This window comes from Aurantimonas litoralis, from assembly GCF_026153195.1.
In the GTDB taxonomy this organism is placed as follows: domain Bacteria; phylum Pseudomonadota; class Alphaproteobacteria; order Rhizobiales; family Rhizobiaceae; genus Aurantimonas; species Aurantimonas coralicida.
The window spans coordinates 276488-293944 of record NZ_JAPFBM010000002.1 but is presented as its reverse complement, the minus strand read 5'-3'; the positions used below and the strand labels follow the sequence as shown (position 1 = coordinate 293944).

Below are 17457 nucleotides of genomic sequence, written 5' to 3'. Positions count from 1 at the left end.
TTGTCAGACAATGCCCAGATTGCGCAGGTTAGCGATGGCTTCGGGCTCAAGCCCCAGGTCGCCGGCAAGCACCTGGTCGGTGTGTTCACCGAGGGTCGGGCCGACCCAACGGATCGCGCCCGGCGTTTCCGACAGGCGTGGCACGACACCCTGCATGGTGAGGGCGCCATAGTCCGGGGTGTCGATCTCGACGAGCGCCCCACGCTCCCTGAAGTGCGCATTTTGAGACAGTTCGGCGGCATCGGCCACCGGGCCGGCGGGGATGCCGTTCTCTTCGAGCAGCACCAACAGGTCGGCCAGCGACCGGGTCCGGGTCCAGCCGGCGACAATGCCGTCCAGTTCCTGCTGGTGCTCGCCGCGGGCGCGATGGCTGGCAAAGCGGGGATCGTCGCTGAGTTGCGGCTCGCCCATGACCGCCGCCAGCCGGCGGAAGATGGCGTCGCCGTTTCCAGCAATCAGGATCCATGCGTCGTCCAGGGTCGGATAGAGATTGGACGGAGCAATCCCCGGCAGGCCGGTCCCCACGCGCTGGCGAATTGCGCCGGTTGCCGAATGCTCGGACACCACGCTTTCCATGACCCCCAACACGGCATCGGTGATGCCGACATCGACAATCTGGCCGCGACCCGTTTCCCGCCGCGCATTCAGCGCCGACAGGATGCCGATCGTGGTGAACATGCCTGCGAGACTGTCGCCGATCGAAAGGCCGGTACGGGGCGGAGGGCGATCGGGAAAACCGCCGATGGCGCGCATCCCCGCCATCGCTTCGGCGATGGCGCCGAAGCCGACGCGCTTGGCATAGGGCCCGGTTTGCCCGAAGCCCGACACCCTGGCGATGATCAGCCCGGGATTCCGCTCTTGCAGGAGCGCCGGCGCCATACCCCATTTTTCCAAAGTGCCGGGGCGAAAGTTCTCGACCAGAATGTCGGCCTGCGCCAGCAGTTGCGCGGCGATCTCGGCACCCGCCGGTTTGCGCAGATCGAGCGTGAGCGAGCGCTTGTTGCGGGCGATGACGGGCCACCAGAGGGACTTGCCCTCGTGCTGGACGGCGCCCCACTGGCGCATCGCATCGCCACGGGTCGGCGGTTCGATCTTGATGACGTCGGCGCCTTGATCCGCAAGCAACTGCCCGCAGAACGGCCCGGCGATGAAGGATCCCATTTCGACGACCTTCAGGCCGGCGAGAGAGCCGGACCGTGCGGACCCGGTCATGCCTGGCCTCCGCCGACCACGACCAATCCGCCATTGCGCCGGGCGACGTCCATCAGCGCCTCCACGTGACGGGCCTGTGCGCTTTCGGCATGCAGCGAAACAGCCCGCGCCGCAGCCTCGACATCGCCCCGACGGACGAGATCCAGAATTCTGCAGTGTTCCGTCACCGTGCGTTCGCGACCGATCTCGGTGCGGATCTCCAGCCAGCGCGCCCGGCCAAGTCGGGTCATGACGTCCTCGATGGCGCGCACGAAGAAGCCATTGCCGGACAGGCGCGCCAGTTCGACGTGGAAGTCACGGCCTGCGCGATGCCATTCGTCGAACGACATGTCCATGTCGATGGACACGACCATTTCTTCGATCGCATCGATTTCGGACGCGCTCGCCCGCTTGCAGGCCAGCGCGACGGCTTCCCGTTCGACGGCCCCCCGAAACTCCGATGCGAGTTCGATTTCCTGGAAAGAGAGAGGCGTGACGGTCCAGCCGCGGTCATCGCGTTGCACGAGGCCGTCGACTTCGAGCCGCGCCAGCGCTGCGCGGATCGGCGTTCGCGAGCCGCTGTAACGCGTCTCTAGAACGCGTTCGCTGAACCGCTCGCCTGGGGGGAAGGCCAGCGACATGATATCATTGCGGATCTGCTCGTAGAGCTGATGCATCTGGGACAAGGACACACCCTGGTTCGAGATGGAATACCGATTGGTATACCACGTATTGCGGGCGGGTCAATTGCTATCCCATCGCGTTGAGCCTCTGGTACGAACGGATCACCTGGCTATCGTCGGCGGCGCCATCACCTGCGCCGGATGCCGCCAGGAACAACTGATGAGCGAGAGCGGCCAGCGGGACCGCAGCCTTCGCATCGCGGCCGGCCTCCATCACGATACCGAGGTCCTTGACGAAGATGTCGACCGTGCTGGTTATGCTAGGATCTGCCTGAAGCAGGCGTGGCCCGCGATCGCGCAGCATCCAGCTGGACGCGGCCGATCCGCCGACGATCTCCAACAGGACGTCCCGGTCGAGTCCGACCTTCCCGCCGAGCGCCATCGCCTCGGCGGCGGCCGCAAGATGGACGCCGCACAGCAACTGGTTGATCGACTTCACCACCGCGCCCTGACCGGGCTTCTCGCCGACATGGTATAGCTTCGACCCCATGACGGTCAGTGCCGGCCGTATTGCGGCAAAGAGATCGGCCGGGCAGGCCGCCATCATCGTCAGGGTTGCGCCTTTCGCGCCTGCGACGCCGCCCGAGACGGGGCAGTCGACGAAGGCGTGCCCGGCATTGCCGACCCGTTCCGCAAGGCTTTCGACCGCGCTGGGGGGGCAGGTCGACATCAGGCAGACGGTGCTGCTCGGCGCAAGCGCGTCCAAGGCCCCGCCGTCGAACAGGATCTCGACCGCCTGGTCGGCATTGACGACCATCAGGAACAGCGTGTCGAGGCCTGAACAGGCAGCGCCGATATCATCGCAGGCACTGCCTCCATGGTCGACCAGCGCATCCATGGCCGCCCGGCGCATGTCGAAGCCACGCACCGCGTAGCCGGCCTTGGCGAGATTGATGGCCATGGGCAGCCCCATGGAACCCAGGCCGATGAATGCGATCTCACGCAACGGTATATCCACTTCCGGTCATCAGTAGAGGGTGAATGCGGGGACGTAGGAAATCAGCGCCAGCACCGTCAGGGCGACGAGGTAGAAGGGCCAGAGTTCACGCGCGACGGTCTGGATCGGCACCCTGGCGATTGCCGCACCGATGAACAGGGTCGTTCCGATCGGCGGTGTGAACAGGCCGATCGACAGATTGACCGCCACCATGATGCCGAGCTGGATCGGATCGATGCCGATCGCCTGGCCAATGGCGACGAAGGTGGGGCCGAGAAGCAGGATTGCCGCCGGCAGGTCCAGGAACATGCCGACCACGAGCATGATCAGGTTCATCGCGAGGATGATCAGCCAAGGCTCCTTCAGCGTTTCCATTGCCCATGTCGCGACGGTGCTGGGCACGCGCTCGGTGATCAGCACGTGGGCGACGAGATTGGACGCGGTGATCACCAGCATGACGACGCCGGTGGTGACCACCGTTTCGATGAGCGCTGTCCTGATCCGTGCGATCGTAAGGTCGCGATAGAGCACACTGCTGACGACGAGCGCATAGGCGACTGCGATGACGCTGACCTCGGTCGGCGTCGCGACGCCGAGGCGCAGCAGTGCGACGATGAAGACGGGCATCAACAGGGCTGGTGCCGAGGCGAGGATGACCCGCAGGATCGTCGGCCGGCCTTCCTCGGGAAGCAGCCGTGGGAAGCCGCGCAGGCGGCCGCTGGCGTAGCAGACGATCATCATGCCCGAGGCCAGCATCAGGCCCGGCAGGATCGCCGCAACGAACAGCGAGGCGATCGAGGCGTTTGATACCGCAGCATAGATGATCAGCGGGATCGAGGGCGGGATCAGCCCGGCAATGACGGAGGAGGATGAGGTCACCGCGGCGGCGAAGGCGGGGGGATAGCCTTCGCGCTTTTGCCAGGGGATCAGCATCGAGCCGAGCGCCGACGCTTCGGCGACGGCGGAGCCCGAGACGCCGCCGAAGATGGTCGAGCCGACGACGCTGACCTGTCCGAGCCCGCCATGGAAGCGCCCAACCAGGGCAGCGGCGAACTCGACCAGCTTGCGACCGAGCGTGCCGGACATCATCAGCGAGCCCGACAGGATGAAGAACGGGATCGCCAGGAGCGGGAAGCTCTGGGTCGGCTGGAACAGCTTGACGACCGCGATGACGGACGGGACGCCGCCGAGGAACAGCACCGCAGAGCCCGAGGCAATGATCAGGGCGTAGCCGACCGGAAAGGAGAGGATCAGAAGGACGGCGAAGACCGCCACCATGAAGACGGTCATACGGAAGCCTCCGCACTTTCATCGAGCACCGAACGCGGATCTGTCGCGTGGAGAACCCTGACGAGCGTCACCAGGGAAATGATCGCAATTCCGCCAAAGCCGAAGAACATCGACGAATAGGCGTAGAGTTGCGGAATGCCGGTGACCGGGAACAGCTGATTGCCGGTGATCTGCACGACCGCGATCGAGGCATAGGACAGGAAGATGAAGGTCGCCGCGACCAGGATCTGCATGGCGGCGAGAAGGATCTTCGCGGCAGCAGGTGTCAGCGCATACAACAGGATCGAGACGGCGATGTGGGCGCCGCGATGGGCCGCCAGAACGATCCCGCCCATCACCAGCCAGGGAAACAGGATATTGGGAACCTCCGTCGGCCAGCCGAGGCCGCGGGTCGTCAGGTAGCGGATGAGCACCTCAGCGAGCAGCGCGAGGAAGATCGCGATGATCGAGCTGAGGGCGACGGTGGCCGCGGCGACCGTCACGATCCGGTCCACCCAGCCCGCAAGGCGCAAGGCGGGAGATCCCGCCTTGCCATGCTGGTCAATGCGACCGTTGGTCATTACTTCGCCGCAGCCGTTGCTTCCACGACCTGGTCGACCATTTCGGGATACTTCTCACGCCACTGGTCGTAGACGGCCTGGGTGGCGTCGACGAAAGGCTGCTTGTCGACTTCGTTGAACGCCACGCCGGCTTCCTCGAGCTTGGCGCGAAGCTCCTTCTCATCGTTCAGCGAGCGTTGCCGATTGTACTCGCCGGCTTCCTTCGCGGCCTCGCGGATCGCGGCCTGATCCTCCTCGGAGAAGCTGTCGAAGACGGTCTTGCTGGCCAGAAGCAGCGTCGCCTCGTACTTGTGCCCGGTCAGCGAAATGTACTTCTGGACTTCGTAGAGCTTGGACGACCAGATGTTGATCAGCGGGTTCTCCTGGCCGTCGACCACACCCTGTTCCAGCGCGATGTACAGCTCCGAAAAGGCGAGCGGTGTCGGGCTGGCACCGAGGGCATTGAAAATGTCGACGGTGATCGGGTCCGGCGGCGTGCGGATCTTCAGGCCGGCGAGATCGGCCGGCGCCGCGATCGGCCGGACGTTGTTGCTGGTCTGGCGGATGCCATTGTCCCAGAAGGCCAGAACGAGGAGGCCCTGCTCTTCCGCGAGGCCCTTCAGGCTGTCACCGAAGGGGCCGTCCACCACCTCCCATGCCTGCGGCAGGTCTTCGAACAGGAAGGGGAGCCCGAGCAGCGAGAACTGCGGGACGATAGCCGACATCGGGCCCTGCGAGTTCGCGCTGAAGGCAAGCGTCCCGAGACGCATGTTCGTCAGGGCCTCGGCATCTTCCGCGAACTGAGCGTTGCCGCCGACATCGATGGTGACACGGCCTTCGGTCTTCTCCTCCACCAACTCGGCGAACCGTTCCGAGGCGTCCCATTTGGGATTACCCGGCGCCGCATTGTGAGCGAGCTTGTGCTGCGCGGCGACGGGTCCGGCGCTGAGCGCCATGACCGCGGCCAACGCCACCAGATACTTTTTCATGTTTTCCTCCCATGAAGTGTTGCGACTGCACTTGCACCGACCCGAAGGTCAGCTTTCGAACTGGTATACCGGTTGGGATACGCAGTCAAATCCAGCGTTTCACGGCTTCCACGATGGCCGTTGCTGAAATACCGTAGCGGTCGTGAAGCGTCGGCAACGCGCCTGCGTCAAGGAATTCGTCCGGCAGACCGATCTGGCGGAACGTCGGGGCGACACCGGCCCGAAGAAGGCCGGTCGCGACCGCCTCGCCGAGCCCCCCGATGATCGAATGGTTCTCTGCCACCACCACCAGCCGTCCGGACCTCCGTGCCTCCCGCACGATGGTGTCCAGATCGAGCGGCTTGATCGTCGCGACATGCAGTACGGCCGCGTCGATCTTGTCGGCCCGCAGCATTTTCGCGGCCTCCAGGACCCGCATGGTCAGGATGCCGGTGGAGATGAACAGGACGTCATCGCCGCCATGCAGCAGCTTGGCCTTGCCGAACTCGAACTCGTATCCGTACTCGTCGAGGACCATCGGCACCTTGCCGCGCAGCAGGCGCATGTAGACCGGGCCCTTATGGGCGGCGATCGCCGGCACGGCCGTCTCCACGTCGCGCGCGTCGCAGGGATCGACGATCGCCATGTTCGGCATGGCCCGGAAGATCGCCACGTCGTCCGTCGCCTGATGGCTTGGACCGTAACCGGTCGTCAGGCCCGGCAGCGCGCAGCAGATCTTGACGTCAAGCTTCTCCTCGGCGATCGCCATGCAGATGAAATCGTAGGCCCGGCGGGACGCGAAGACCGCATAGGTGGTCGCGAAGGGCATGAAACCCTCGCGCGCCAGCCCGGCCGCCGCGCTCATCAGCAACTGCTCAGCCATTCCCATCTGGTAGAAGCGGTCCGGATACGCCTCGGCGAAGACATGCAGATCGGTATATTTGGCGAGATCCGCAGTAAGGCCGACAATGTCGTCCCGTTCTGCGGCAAGCGCATTCAACGCATGGCCGAAGGGCGCCGATACGGTCGCCTGTCCCTCGGCTGCCAGCGATGCAATCATCGCAGATGTCGTCAGGCGCTTGGCCGGCGCCTTGCCAGCATTGGCCCCTGCGTCGCGGTTCTTAACGGTCATTGCGCGCGTCCTTCGTCCAGAGCGTCGAGCGCAAGCTGCCATTCGTCGGGGTCGACGCGGATGAAATGGGCGCTTTCGCGGGCTTCCAGGAACGGCACGCCGCGGCCCATCTTGGTGTCGCAGATGATGATCCGGGGCTGCGCACCCACATGGGTCCGTGCCGCGTCGAAGGCATCGCGCACGGCTTCCAGGTCGTTTCCGTCGACGCGCAGAACGAACCAGCCGAAGGCGGCGAACTTGTCCGCCAGCGGTTCGAAGCCGAGCATGCGCGTAGAGGGGCCGTCCGCCTGCTGGTTGTTGACGTCCACGATCGCGATCAGGTTGTCGAGGCGGTGATGCGGCGCAGACAGCGCCGCCTCCCAGGTCGCGCCTTCGTCGAGTTCACCGTCCGACAGAAGGTTGTAGACAAAGGACCGGGATCGCTTGCGCTTGAGGCCGAGACACATGCCGACGGCAATTCCCAGACCTTGGCCGAGCGAGCCACCGGTGATCTCCATGCCGGGCGTGTAGAGTGCCATGCCGGACATCGGCAGACGGGAATCGTCGCTGCCATAGGTCTCGAGCTCGTCCTCCGGCACGATCCCGGCCTCGATCAGGGCGGCGTAGAGGGCGATCGCGTAGTGGCCGATTGACAGGAGGAAGCGGTCGCGCTCCTCCCATTCCGGGTCGTCCGCCCGATAGGTGAGCGCATGAAAATAGGCGACGGCGAGAACGTCGGCGATGCCGAGGGCCTGACCGACATAGCCCTGGCCCTGCACCTCGCCCATCCGCACCGCATGACGGCGGATGCGATAGGCGCGTTCGGCGAGCGTGACGTTCGACAGTTTGGCAGTGTCTGGGGTCGTCATCCGAGCGGAACTCTCCGGAAGGGTGGATGAGCGTCGTGGCCGAGCCGTGCGGCCCGCTGCCGACGCCTGCTAGTGAATGAGCATGCCGCCGTTCACGTCGATGGTCGCGCCGGTGACGTAGCCCGACAGGTCGGACGCCAGGAACAGGAAGATGCCGGCTACGTCGTCGGCCGTGCCGAGACGATCGAGGGGAATGGTCTTGCGGATCTCGGTGCGCATCTCGTCGGTCAGCATGCCGCCGGTGATGTCCGTCTCGATCAGTCCGGGCGTGACGCAATTGACGCGGATGCCGTCCGGTCCGAACTCCCGGGCCATGGCCTTCGCCAGCCCAAGGACGCCGGCCTTGGCGGCGGAATAGTGCGGGCCGCCGAAGATGCCGCCGCCGCGCTGGGCGGAGACCGATGACATGCAGGCGATGGAGCCGCCGCCCGACGACTGCATGTGCGGAATGACGGCCTGACTGAGCAGGAAAACACCGGTCAGGTTGACGTCGGTGATCCGGGACCAGTCGGCAAGATCGATGTCGAGCAGCTTGATCTTCTGGGTGATGCCGGCATTGTTGATCAGGATATCGATACGGCCGCAGGCGGCGACAGCCTCGGCCACGGCCGCCGCGCACTCGTCGGCTTTGGTGACATCGCAGCGCAAGCCAAGATGGTCTGCCCCGAGCGATGCCGCGGCCCGCACGGCCGCTTCGCCATCAAGGTCGAGGATGACGATGCGGGCGCCTTCGGCAGCCATGCGACGCGCCGTTGCAAGCCCAATCCCGCGTTCGCTTGCCGCTCCCGATATCATCGCGCATTTGCCGGCCAGAAGCATGAATTCGTTCTCCCTCGTCACCCTCTGCGGGGCGTGTCGCTCCCTTAAGCTTGTCGGCATGTTGGGCGAGGAACAAATGCATTCCGTGGCCGTGTACATGAATCCATCTCATGTCAGATTAGGAAAGGCGCCGAGAAAACAGTTGCCTAGTTCGTCATTCTGGAGGTCACGGCTGAGCGAAGCTGCGACAAGGTCGCCGCCAGCCGGAAGAAAAGCATGCGAATGGCGGCGTGCCACGCCACGGGTACCGGGGCGAAAACAGGACGCGAATGGTCGATGAGGAGGCCGCCACGGATGTACGCTGGAGACGGCCTTTGAAGCCGGACACCGGCATGCCGCTGACCTACGCGGCCTATCGTCAGCTGCCCACCTAAATCATCGCCGGGAGTGCGACCACCCGCGAAACGTCCGCGGATCGAACGGCTGAGCTTGATCTACGCCGTCGGGGCCGATGCCTCTGCGCGAAGCGCTCTAGCGTCTGGCAGCCGAGGGCCTTGTCATCGCCACCGACAATCGCGGCTTTGCCGTGGCGCCGCTCGAAGCGGCAAATTTCGAGGATCTGAGAACCGCACGCACCGCCATCGAACTGCAGATGCTGCGGATGACGATCGAGAAGGGCGACGCGATGTGGGAGTCCCGCATCGTTGCTGCGGCCTACCGGCTCGGCAAGCTTGATGCCCGGATCCCATCCGACGACCACGAAACTCTGTCGGAATGGAAACGGCCAACCGCGATTTCCACTTCGCCACGGTATCGTCTTGTGGGTCGGAATCGTTGCTCAATGTGCGCGGCATACTGCATGACCAGTTCGAGCACTATTGCTGCGCCTCAGTCGACCTGAAGCGCCACGAACGTGACGTGACCGAGGAGCACCGGCAGATCGCCAACGCCGTGGCGGAACGCGACGCCGACCGCGCCAGCGAACTGGTGGCGGAGCATTGCGAGCGCCGACGCACAAGGCCAGATAGTCTTCGGCCAGCTCTCCGGCGGCTCCAGCGCCTTGACTGATGCACCGAAGCGAGCCACATTTGTGATGCACAAACTGCTGCGCTGGCTGCGAAAATGACATCAGAAGTCAGGTTGGCCGAGCTGCGTTGATCCAGCTGGGGATCCAGGTTCCCCAGCCAAATTTATCCCAAGTCATTGTAATCGCTATTGTTTTCGGCCACTGAGAATCCTCTCGGTGCCATCTGCGTGCTCTGAGCCCAAACCTGTAGCCCAGAGGTGATGCCCATGCGGCCGATCCCGGGCTCCAAGCTCAAGGGATCCGGGCAGTGGCTCGACGGCATGACATCAGCAATCTCGAACGACGCGGCCACTCAGCTTCGATGCGGAATGTCCCGCCCGCGCTTTGCTGTTGTGCCATGGCATTTCGGAGCGCGCGTCATGATGCTCAATCGCGGCTGAGCCATCGGTAGGCTCGGGGCAGTACGGCGACGGCGAAGAAGATGCGGTAGATGTGGTGCAGGGTGACGAAGGGCACGCTGAGATGCAGCGACAGGGCGACGAGGCTCATCTCGGCGAGGCCGCCCGGCGCGAAGGCGAGAATCAGCGTTTGAACGTCGCGGTCGACATAAGCGTGGATGGCGACGGCGACCGCGAAGGCCATGGCGAAGACCAGTGCGAAGGCGCCGAGCGCCAGGCCGATGGCCCGCGCAATCTCGCCGCGCCCGATGCCGACGAAGCCGACACCGAGCGACGTGCCGACCATGAGCTGCGTCAGCGCAATCAGGATCTGCGGCAGCTGGCCGTCCGACCAGCCGGCGAGATGGACGATGGCGCTGGCGGCGATCGCGCCGGATATGTCGGGGGCCGGGAATCTCAGCCTGCGCCCGATCAGCGTTCCCGCCAGGCCGGCGACGATCAGGATCAGGAGTTCGACGGGCGCAATACCGCCGCGTGTCCCCATCGCCGTGCCCGACGCGCTGCCGACCGCTTGGCCGCTGGCCCACCAGAACAGCAGCGGCACCAATAGCACGATCAGCGACATGCGCAGGAAATGCTGCACCAGGATGATGCGCTGGTTGCCGCCGGCTTCCGCGCCCATCAGCGTCGCCTCGACGAAGCCGCCGGGGAAGGAGGCGAAGAAGGCAGTCGGCAGATCGTAGCCGCCGATCCGCCGAAACATCGCAAAGACCAGCGCGTGCGCCACCACCAGGAAAACCGACAGTACCAGCAGGCTCAGCCACCATTCCGGCACCTGGGCGAGGATCTCCATGGTGAAGGCGCTGCCGATCATCACGCCGAGGACGGGCAGGAAGATGTCGCGGCTGGCGCGCGGCCAGTGGGGCGGCGCGCCGAACAGCTCGATGCGCATCAGCGCGACGATGCAGAGCGCGAGCTGCGCGCCGATCAGCCACGGCAGCGGCAGCCCGGCAAGGCTCGCCAGCCAGCCGCCGAATGCCGCGATGGCGAGCGTTGCGAGCGCTGTCTTCACGCCGCCCTTCGGCGCGTCCGGCTTCAGGTCGGATTCCGTCGGCGCCGAGCCGCCCGAAGCTTCGACACTGTCAGTCGAGCGCAATGTGGATGTTCTTCTCGCGGGTGAAATCGAGCATTTCGCCGATGCATTCCTCGCGGCCAATGCCCGACTGCTTCACGCCGCCGAAGGGTGCGCCGAGGAAATGCGGACCGGCCTTGTTGACCCAGACGAAGCCGGCTTCCGCCTGCCGTGCCAGACGATGCGCCCGGGCAAGATCCTTCGTGAAGATCGCGCAGGTCAGGCCGAACTCGACGGCGTTGACCGCTTCCATCATCGCCGCCTCGTCGCGCCATTTCAGGACGGAGAGGACCGGGCCGAAGATCTCCTCGCGGGCGATGGTCATGTCGGGCGTGACGTCGGCGAAGACGGTGGGCTCGACGAAAAAGCCGCTCCGAAGGCCCGGCACGTCCGGTACCCTGCCGCCGCAGACGAGGCGTGCGCCTTCGCGTCTGGCGATCTCGATATAGCGCAGCGTCTTTTCCTGCGCCGCCTTCGAGGCGAGGGTACCCATATTGGTGGCGGGATCAGTCGGGTCGCCGGGCGCGAAATCGGCGCACAATTCCGCAACACGGGCGAGCACGGCGTTGTGGATGTCCTCGTGCAGGAAGGCGCGGCTGGTCGAGCCGCAGGATTGGCCGCACCAGGCGAAGTTCATGCCGGCGACGACGCCGCGCGCGGTGCGCTCGACATCGGCATCCGGGCATCCGATCAACGCGTTCTTGCCGCCGAGTTCGAGCATCACGCCCTTCAGCGTGTCCGAGGCGGCGCGCATGACGGCGCGGCCCGTGGCGACGCTGCCGATCAGCCCGACCTTGGCGATCCTGCCGTGGCTCGCGAGGCACTGGCCGGCCGCGACGCCGCCATGCACCATATTGAACACGCCCGGCGGCAGCACGCCTTCGATCAGCTCGACGAAGCGCAGGACGGAGAGCGGCGCGAGCTCGGCCGGCTTGATGACGACCGTGTTGCCAGCGGCGAGCGGCGCGGCCATCTTCGCCGCGCAGAACATCAGCGGGTGGTTGTAGGCGACGATGCGCCCCACCACGCCGACCGGTTCGCGGACGGTCAGGTTCAGGATTTCCGGCCCCATCGGGATCGTGTCGCCCTTCATCTCCGTGACGAGGCCAGCGAAGAAGTCGAGCTGCGCCGTCGCAATGTCGATGTCCCTCGCCATGGCCGAGACCGGATTGCCGCTGTCGGCCGCGTCGATGAGGGCAAGCGCGTCGCGGTTCGCCCGCATGATGTCGGCGATCTTCCGCAGACACCGTGCGCGTTCGAGCGGGGCGGTGTCGCGCCAGGCGGGGAAGGCGGCGTGCGCGGCCTCGATCGCCGCGTCCATGTCGGCAGCTCCCCCATAGGCGACAGTGCAGAAACTCTCGCCTGTCGCGGGGTTGATCGTGTCGCGCGTTTCGCCCGACAGCGCCGGCATCCAGCGCCCGCCGTAATAGAGATCGCGATGCTCCGGCAGTGTCACGGTCCGTCTCGAAGGGGTCGTTGCGACGGTCATGAGGTGGCTTCCCTGGGGGCGCCGGCCGCTTGTGGCCGCAGGGGCCGGCTCAGATTGGATCGCAGGATGCGCCAGACCGAGAAGATCGTGAGCGCCACGAAGAACACCACGATCGGCCGGGTGAAGAGGTCGAGCGGCTGATCCTTGAACAGGATGACCGACTGGCGCACCGACTGTTCGAAGGTTTCGCCGAGGGCGAAGCCGATGATGAAGGTGGCGAAGGAGAAGTCGAACTTGCGCATCAGATAGCCGAAGACGGCGGCCACCATCATCACCGCGACCGCGAACATCGAGTTGCCATTGGCATAGGCGCCGGCGATGCAGAGCAGAACGACGACCGGATGGATGACGGATTTCGGCACGCTGACGATCAGCGCGAAGAGCCGCAGGCCGAGATTGCCGATGACGAAATTGATCCAGTTCGCCATGAACATCGCCGCGAAGATGCCGTAGACGAGGCGGCCATGCTCGCGGAAGATCAGCGGTCCGGGATCGACGCCGTGCATCAGGAAGGCGCCGATGAGGATCGCCGCCGACAGGCTGCCGGGAATGCCGAGGGCGAGCAGCGGGATCAGGTTGGCGCCGACCACCGCGCTGTTGGCCGCTTCCGTCGCGGCGACGCCCTCGAGCTTGCCGGTGCCGAATTCCTCGGGATTGCTGGAAGCGCGACGCGCCGCGCCGTAGCCGAGGAAGCCCGCCACGATGGCGCCGATGCCGGGCATGGCGCCGACGCCGGTGCCGATCACGGCAGAGCGGATAATGGTGCGCAGGCAACTGCGATATTCGGCCCAGCTGACGCGCTTGTCCTCCGGCGGGATGTCCTTGCCGAACACGTTGTAGGTGCCGACATTCTTCTCGCGGCCGAGGACGCGGGCTTCGACCTGGATGATGATCTCGGACAGGGCGAGAAGGCCGATCGTCAGCGGGATGATCGGCACGCCCTCGATCAGTTCGCCCATGCCGAAGGTCAGGCGCGGCTGGGCGGTCTCGATGTCGAGGCCGACACAGGCGACGAAGGCGCCGAGGATCGCGGCGAGGAGGCCGCGGAGCATCGACTTGCCCGACAGGCCGGCGATGATCGTCAGCGAAAAGGCGAAGACGGCCGCCATTTCGGGCGGGCCCATGCGAAGCGCGACGAGAGCGAGCGGCGCGGCGACGGTGAACAGCACGAGGTCGGAGAAGATGTCGCCGGTGACCGACGAATAGAGCGCCATCTTCAGCGCCTTCATGCCCTTGCCCTTCTTGACGAGCGGGTAGCCGTCGAAGGCGGTCGAGGTGGATTCGGGCGAGCCCGGCGTATTGAGGAGGATCGCGGAGATCGAGCCGCCGAAGGTGCCGCCCTTGTTGATGCCGATCAGGAAGGCGACGGCGGCGAGCGGGTCCATGTAGTAGGTCAGCGGCACGGCGACGGCGATCGCCATCGGCCCGTTGAGACCGGGAATGGCGCCCACCATGATGCCCATGAACACGCCGAAGGCGATGTAGGCGAAGTTCATCAGGGTGAAGGCGTCGCCGATGCCAGCGAGGATCGTGTCCATTGTCGTTCGCCTTCGAGATCAGCTGGGCAGATAGACGAGGAAGAGGTGCTTGAAGCCGTAGAAGATGACCGGCGGTGCGGCGAGCGTGACCAGGACGAGGCGCACCGGGTTTGACCGCAGGCTGCCCATCAGCACGCCGACGACGCCCAGAACGAAGATGCCGGCCACGACGAAGCCGAAATGCACCATCAGCTGCCAGGTCACGGCGAGGAAGACCGAGATGCCGGTGATGAACATCCAGTCCGCACGCTTCATCGGTGCGGGGCCCTCGGTCTCGGGCCTGCCGCGCCAGGCGGTCCACGTCCTGTGGCCGACCAGGAGGACGGCGAACAGGACGAAGAGCCACATCAGGAGGCGGGGGAAGAAGTCCGGCCCGAGGCCGTAGGCTGAACGACCGCCGATCTCCGCCGGAATGACCACGTAGATCGCGATCAGCCCGGCGACGACCAGGAACACGCCGGCGAACATGTCGGCCTTGCGCACGGACTCCCCTCCCGTCTCTTCGTTCGTCAGGCCTGGCCGGTCACTCGGCCGGCTTCTCGCCGCCCTCGGCCATCATCTTGTCGACGAAGGGTTTCACCTCGTCGCGCTGCATGGTGAGATAGTCGTCGGTTTCCTGCGGCCCGCGATAGTCGGCCGACAGATACATCTTCTCGCGCAGTTCCTTGACGAGATCCGGCGACAGCGCGGTCTTCACGGCATCGGCGAGTTTCTTCTCGACGTCTTCCGGCAGGCCCTTGGGCGCCGACAGCATGAAGGTGTCGACGAAGGCATAGTCGATGCCGAGTTCCTTGGCGGTCGGGATGTCCTGGAAGTCGGCATTGCGCTCGTAGCCGAGCGAGAGGATCGGCTTCATCTCGCCGGCCTCGACCTGCGCGTGCCAGCCGGATGCGCCCCAGGTCATGTCGGTGTGGCCGCCGAGAACCTGCTGGATGCCGGCCGAACCGCCCTTGACCGGGACCACCTCGATCTCGATGCCTTCCTTCTCCTCGATGGCGATGGCCATGAGGCGCGAGACGGAGACCTGGGACGACAGCGACAGGGCCTTGCCGTTGTCCTTGGCGTCCTTCACCAGGTCCTCGTAGGTGTCCCAGGGCGCGTCCTTCTTCACGACGAGGGCGTCCTGCGGGATCGAGACGGTCGCGATATGGGCGAAGTCGTCGATCATGTCGTACTGGATGTCGGTGTTGAGCAGCGGGGCCAGCGCATAGGCGGCGCTCGCGCCCATGCCGATGGTGTAGCCGTCGGCCTTCTGATGCATCAGCGTGGTCGCCATGACGGTGCCGCCGCCGCCGGGTTTCTGCACCGCGATCACCGGGACGCCGAGCGCTGCCTCGAGGTTCTTCTGCAGGAGCCGGGCGGTCGTATCGACGGCGCCGCCGGGGTTGAAGCCGATATACATGGTGATCGGCTTGTCCGGGAATTCCGCGAATGCCGGGCTTGCCGCAGCGACGATGGTCGCCGTCAGCGCCGCGGCTGCAAGCCGCTTCGTGATGTGTCTGCCGTTCATGGTCACCTCCCCTGGATGTTGTTGTCGATGCCGGTCTTCTGGTTCGCCGGCTTCTGCGTTCGCTGCGTGCTCAAGGCCGGCAGCAATTCCTCCGTCTTCGGTGCCGGGCCCGGATCATTCGCCGAAGTCGCCGGCATAGCCGGGCTCGATGCGGGCATCGATGATGACGCGGCCGCCGGATGCGACCGTCTTCGCGCCGGCCTGCAGCGCGTCGTCGAGTGCGGCGCGCGTGCGCACGGGGCCGAGGGTCTCGAAGCCCTGCGCGCTCGCCATCGCCAGGACGTCGATCTCAGGATCGGTCAGGCGCTGTCCGATCCAGCGGTTTTCCGCCGGCCGTTCGCGGCTGTTGGCGACGCGCTCCTGATGCAGTTCGTCGTTGAAGTATGAGGCGTTGTTGGCGACCACGATCAGCAGCGGCAGGCCGAAATGGCTCGCTGTCCACAGGGCGTTGATGCCCATCAGCGTGTCGCCGTCGCCCAGCACCGCGGTGACGATGCGGCCGGTGTCGCGCAGGGCGAGGGCGGCGCCGACCGCATGGCCCGGGCCGACGCCGACCGCCGCGCCGCCATCCTTGCCGAGATAGGAGAGGGGATGGGTGAAATGGCTGGCAGCGCGCGGCCAGCCGAGCGGCAGGCGGACGAAGGTGACGTCGTTGTCGATCCCGTGCCGGCGGATCGCCATGGCGAAGTCGCCGAGCGAGATGCAGCCGTCCCTGTCGCCGAGCGGCGCGGTGGGCAGGCGCGACGTCCAGTGCGGGCCGGAAAAATCCCAGTCCGTGGCGGGTGGTTGCGCCTCCTGCAGCATGTCGAGAAGGTCGGCGGCAAAGGCGTCCGGATGCGCCATCACCGAGATGTCGACCGCGGCGAGCGCCTGGTGGTCCATGCTCCAGCCATTGGTCATCGTGGCATCGAGCGAGCAGCCGACAATGATCGTTTCGATCGGTGCCTGGGTCTGGGCGGTGTCGGTGCAACTGCGCAGATAGCCGGCGAGATCGAGCCAGTCGAAGCTGACGATCAGATCGGCTTCGGCGACAAGGGCGCGCTCGCGCGCCGAACGTTGCTCGCCGCACGGTGCGAGAAGATGCTGCCGGTGGTCGGTGGGAAAGCAGGACGGGTTGTGGATGCTCGTCATCACCGCCGCGCCGGTCGCTTCGGCCAGCGCGATGCGGGCGTCCCAGTCGGCCTGCGACCGGGACATGCGGCCGAACAGGAAGAGGGGCTTCTTCGCGCCCGCCAGCGCCGCGACGACCGAACGCAGCGTGGCGCGCGAGGCCGACGGCAGGTCCGGCGGTGCGAAGCGGCCCGGCGCCGGCACCTGCACTTTGCGATCCAGCCGTTCCTCCTGCATCGACACGTCGAGGCAGACATAGGTCGGGCCGAAGGGGGCCGTTGTGGCGATCTGGTGCGCGCGCAGCACCGCCTCCACGGCGGCCTCGGCGGAACCCGGCTGGTTGTCCCATTTGACGTAGGAGCGCACCAGGGCGCCCTGGTCGGCGGCGGTGTGGACCCAATCGATCCACGGTCGACGCTTGTGGGCATCGACCGGGCCGGTGGCCCCGAGGATCACCATCGGCACACGGTCGCACCAGGCGTTGAAGACCGACATGGCCGCATGCATCAACCCGACATTGGCATGCAGCGCCACCGCCATCGGCCTGTCGGTTGCGCGGCCATAGCCGTCGGCGATCGCCACGGCATGCTCCTCGTGCAGGCAGAGCACGATCTGCGGGTCGCTGTTGCCGAGATAGTTGACGATGGAATCCTGCAGGCCGCGGAAGCTCGAGCCCGGCACCATGGCGACGTAGGGCAGGCCGAGCGCCCGCACCGTCGCGGCCACGACGTCGCTGCCCCATTCGGCAGGGCGATCCTCGTGTCCCGCCGGCCGCTCGATGAGGTCGCTCGCGTGCCGGGTTGCAGGCGTGTGTCGGCCGGCGTCGTCCATGAAGTCCGCATTCCCCCCGAGAGCCGCGCGCTGTCGAAACGGGTTTGACAGGGCCCCGCGACGCTCGCTTGTCGT

General features: G+C 65.9%; 16 protein-coding genes. 1 reads left to right on the top strand and 15 read right to left on the bottom strand.

Features of this window, described 5'->3' with window-relative positions; all coding sequences use genetic code 11:
• Positions 1 to 3: 3 nt before the first annotated feature.
• From N7I30_RS06260 to N7I30_RS06220, 9 genes are all read right to left on the bottom strand, one after another.
• On the bottom strand, positions 4 to 1212 hold the full coding sequence (locus tag N7I30_RS06260) for a CaiB/BaiF CoA transferase family protein (RefSeq protein WP_498637501.1): 1209 nt from the start codon (positions 1210 to 1212) through the stop codon (positions 4 to 6).
• Entirely contained in the window at positions 1209 to 1868 is a 660-nt protein-coding gene (locus tag N7I30_RS06255) for a GntR family transcriptional regulator (protein ID WP_475362441.1), read from the bottom strand. Before N7I30_RS06255 ends, N7I30_RS06260 begins: the two co-directional genes overlap by 4 nt.
• Before the next feature lie 73 nt (positions 1869 to 1941).
• Positions 1942 to 2826: an NAD(P)-dependent oxidoreductase gene (locus N7I30_RS06250; RefSeq protein ID WP_498637832.1), complete on the bottom strand. Its 885-nt coding sequence runs from the start codon at positions 2824 to 2826 to the stop codon at positions 1942 to 1944.
• A gap of 15 nt (positions 2827 to 2841) precedes the next feature.
• Positions 2842 to 4101: a TRAP transporter large permease gene (locus N7I30_RS06245; protein ID WP_498637499.1), complete on the bottom strand. Its 1260-nt coding sequence runs from the start codon at positions 4099 to 4101 to the stop codon at positions 2842 to 2844.
• Positions 4098 to 4661, bottom strand: coding sequence for a TRAP transporter small permease (locus N7I30_RS06240; protein ID WP_498637497.1), 564 nt, complete (start codon positions 4659 to 4661; stop codon positions 4098 to 4100). Before N7I30_RS06240 ends, N7I30_RS06245 begins: the two co-directional genes overlap by 4 nt.
• Entirely contained in the window at positions 4661 to 5629 is a 969-nt protein-coding gene (locus N7I30_RS06235; RefSeq protein ID WP_475362438.1) for a TRAP transporter substrate-binding protein, read from the bottom strand. The genes N7I30_RS06240 and N7I30_RS06235 overlap by 1 nt, the downstream gene beginning before the upstream one ends.
• A gap of 85 nt (positions 5630 to 5714) precedes the next feature.
• Positions 5715 to 6740 carry a transketolase family protein gene (locus tag N7I30_RS06230; RefSeq protein ID WP_475362437.1) on the bottom strand — a complete coding sequence of 342 codons (1026 nt, stop codon included), beginning with the start codon at positions 6738 to 6740 and terminating at the stop codon, positions 5715 to 5717.
• A complete protein-coding gene (locus tag N7I30_RS06225) occupies positions 6737 to 7588 on the bottom strand; it encodes a transketolase (RefSeq protein ID WP_498637495.1) in 852 nt (283 codons plus the stop codon). Before N7I30_RS06225 ends, N7I30_RS06230 begins: the two co-directional genes overlap by 4 nt.
• Before the next feature lie 69 nt (positions 7589 to 7657).
• The gene (locus N7I30_RS06220; RefSeq protein ID WP_475362435.1) at positions 7658 to 8407 is read right to left on the bottom strand and encodes an SDR family NAD(P)-dependent oxidoreductase; all 750 of its coding nucleotides are present in this window, start codon (positions 8405 to 8407) and stop codon (positions 7658 to 7660) included.
• 714 nt (positions 8408 to 9121) lie between these two features.
• Between N7I30_RS06220 and N7I30_RS06215 the strand changes: the two genes are divergently transcribed.
• On the top strand, positions 9122 to 9415 hold the full coding sequence (locus N7I30_RS06215; RefSeq protein ID WP_498637492.1) for an FCD domain-containing protein: 294 nt from the start codon (positions 9122 to 9124) through the stop codon (positions 9413 to 9415).
• 385 nt (positions 9416 to 9800) lie between these two features.
• On the opposite strand, the gene N7I30_RS06210 is transcribed toward N7I30_RS06215, so the two are convergent.
• The 6 genes from N7I30_RS06210 to N7I30_RS06185 all read right to left on the bottom strand — a co-directional run bounded on the left by N7I30_RS06210 (position 9801) and on the right by N7I30_RS06185 (position 17382).
• Positions 9801 to 10928, bottom strand: coding sequence for an AbrB family transcriptional regulator (locus N7I30_RS06210; protein WP_498637490.1), 1128 nt, complete (start codon positions 10926 to 10928; stop codon positions 9801 to 9803).
• The gene (locus N7I30_RS06205) at positions 10915 to 12360 is read right to left on the bottom strand and encodes an aldehyde dehydrogenase family protein (protein WP_498637488.1); all 1446 of its coding nucleotides are present in this window, start codon (positions 12358 to 12360) and stop codon (positions 10915 to 10917) included. Before N7I30_RS06205 ends, N7I30_RS06210 begins: the two co-directional genes overlap by 14 nt.
• A 29-nt stretch (positions 12361 to 12389) precedes the next feature.
• Positions 12390 to 13931, bottom strand: coding sequence for a tripartite tricarboxylate transporter permease (locus N7I30_RS06200; protein ID WP_491390749.1), 1542 nt, complete (start codon positions 13929 to 13931; stop codon positions 12390 to 12392).
• Positions 13932 to 13949: 18 nt separating this feature from the next.
• Positions 13950 to 14414: a tripartite tricarboxylate transporter TctB family protein gene (locus N7I30_RS06195; protein ID WP_498637486.1), complete on the bottom strand. Its 465-nt coding sequence runs from the start codon at positions 14412 to 14414 to the stop codon at positions 13950 to 13952.
• Between the two features lie 40 nt (positions 14415 to 14454).
• Positions 14455 to 15441, bottom strand: a complete 987-nt coding sequence (locus tag N7I30_RS06190; RefSeq protein ID WP_498637484.1) for a tripartite tricarboxylate transporter substrate binding protein — start codon at positions 15439 to 15441, stop codon at positions 14455 to 14457.
• A 114-nt stretch (positions 15442 to 15555) separates the two neighbouring features.
• Positions 15556 to 17382 (bottom strand): thiamine pyrophosphate-binding protein, encoded by a 1827-nt coding sequence (locus tag N7I30_RS06185; RefSeq protein WP_498637482.1) that lies wholly within the window; start codon positions 17380 to 17382, stop codon positions 15556 to 15558.
• Positions 17383 to 17457 lie beyond the last annotated feature (75 nt).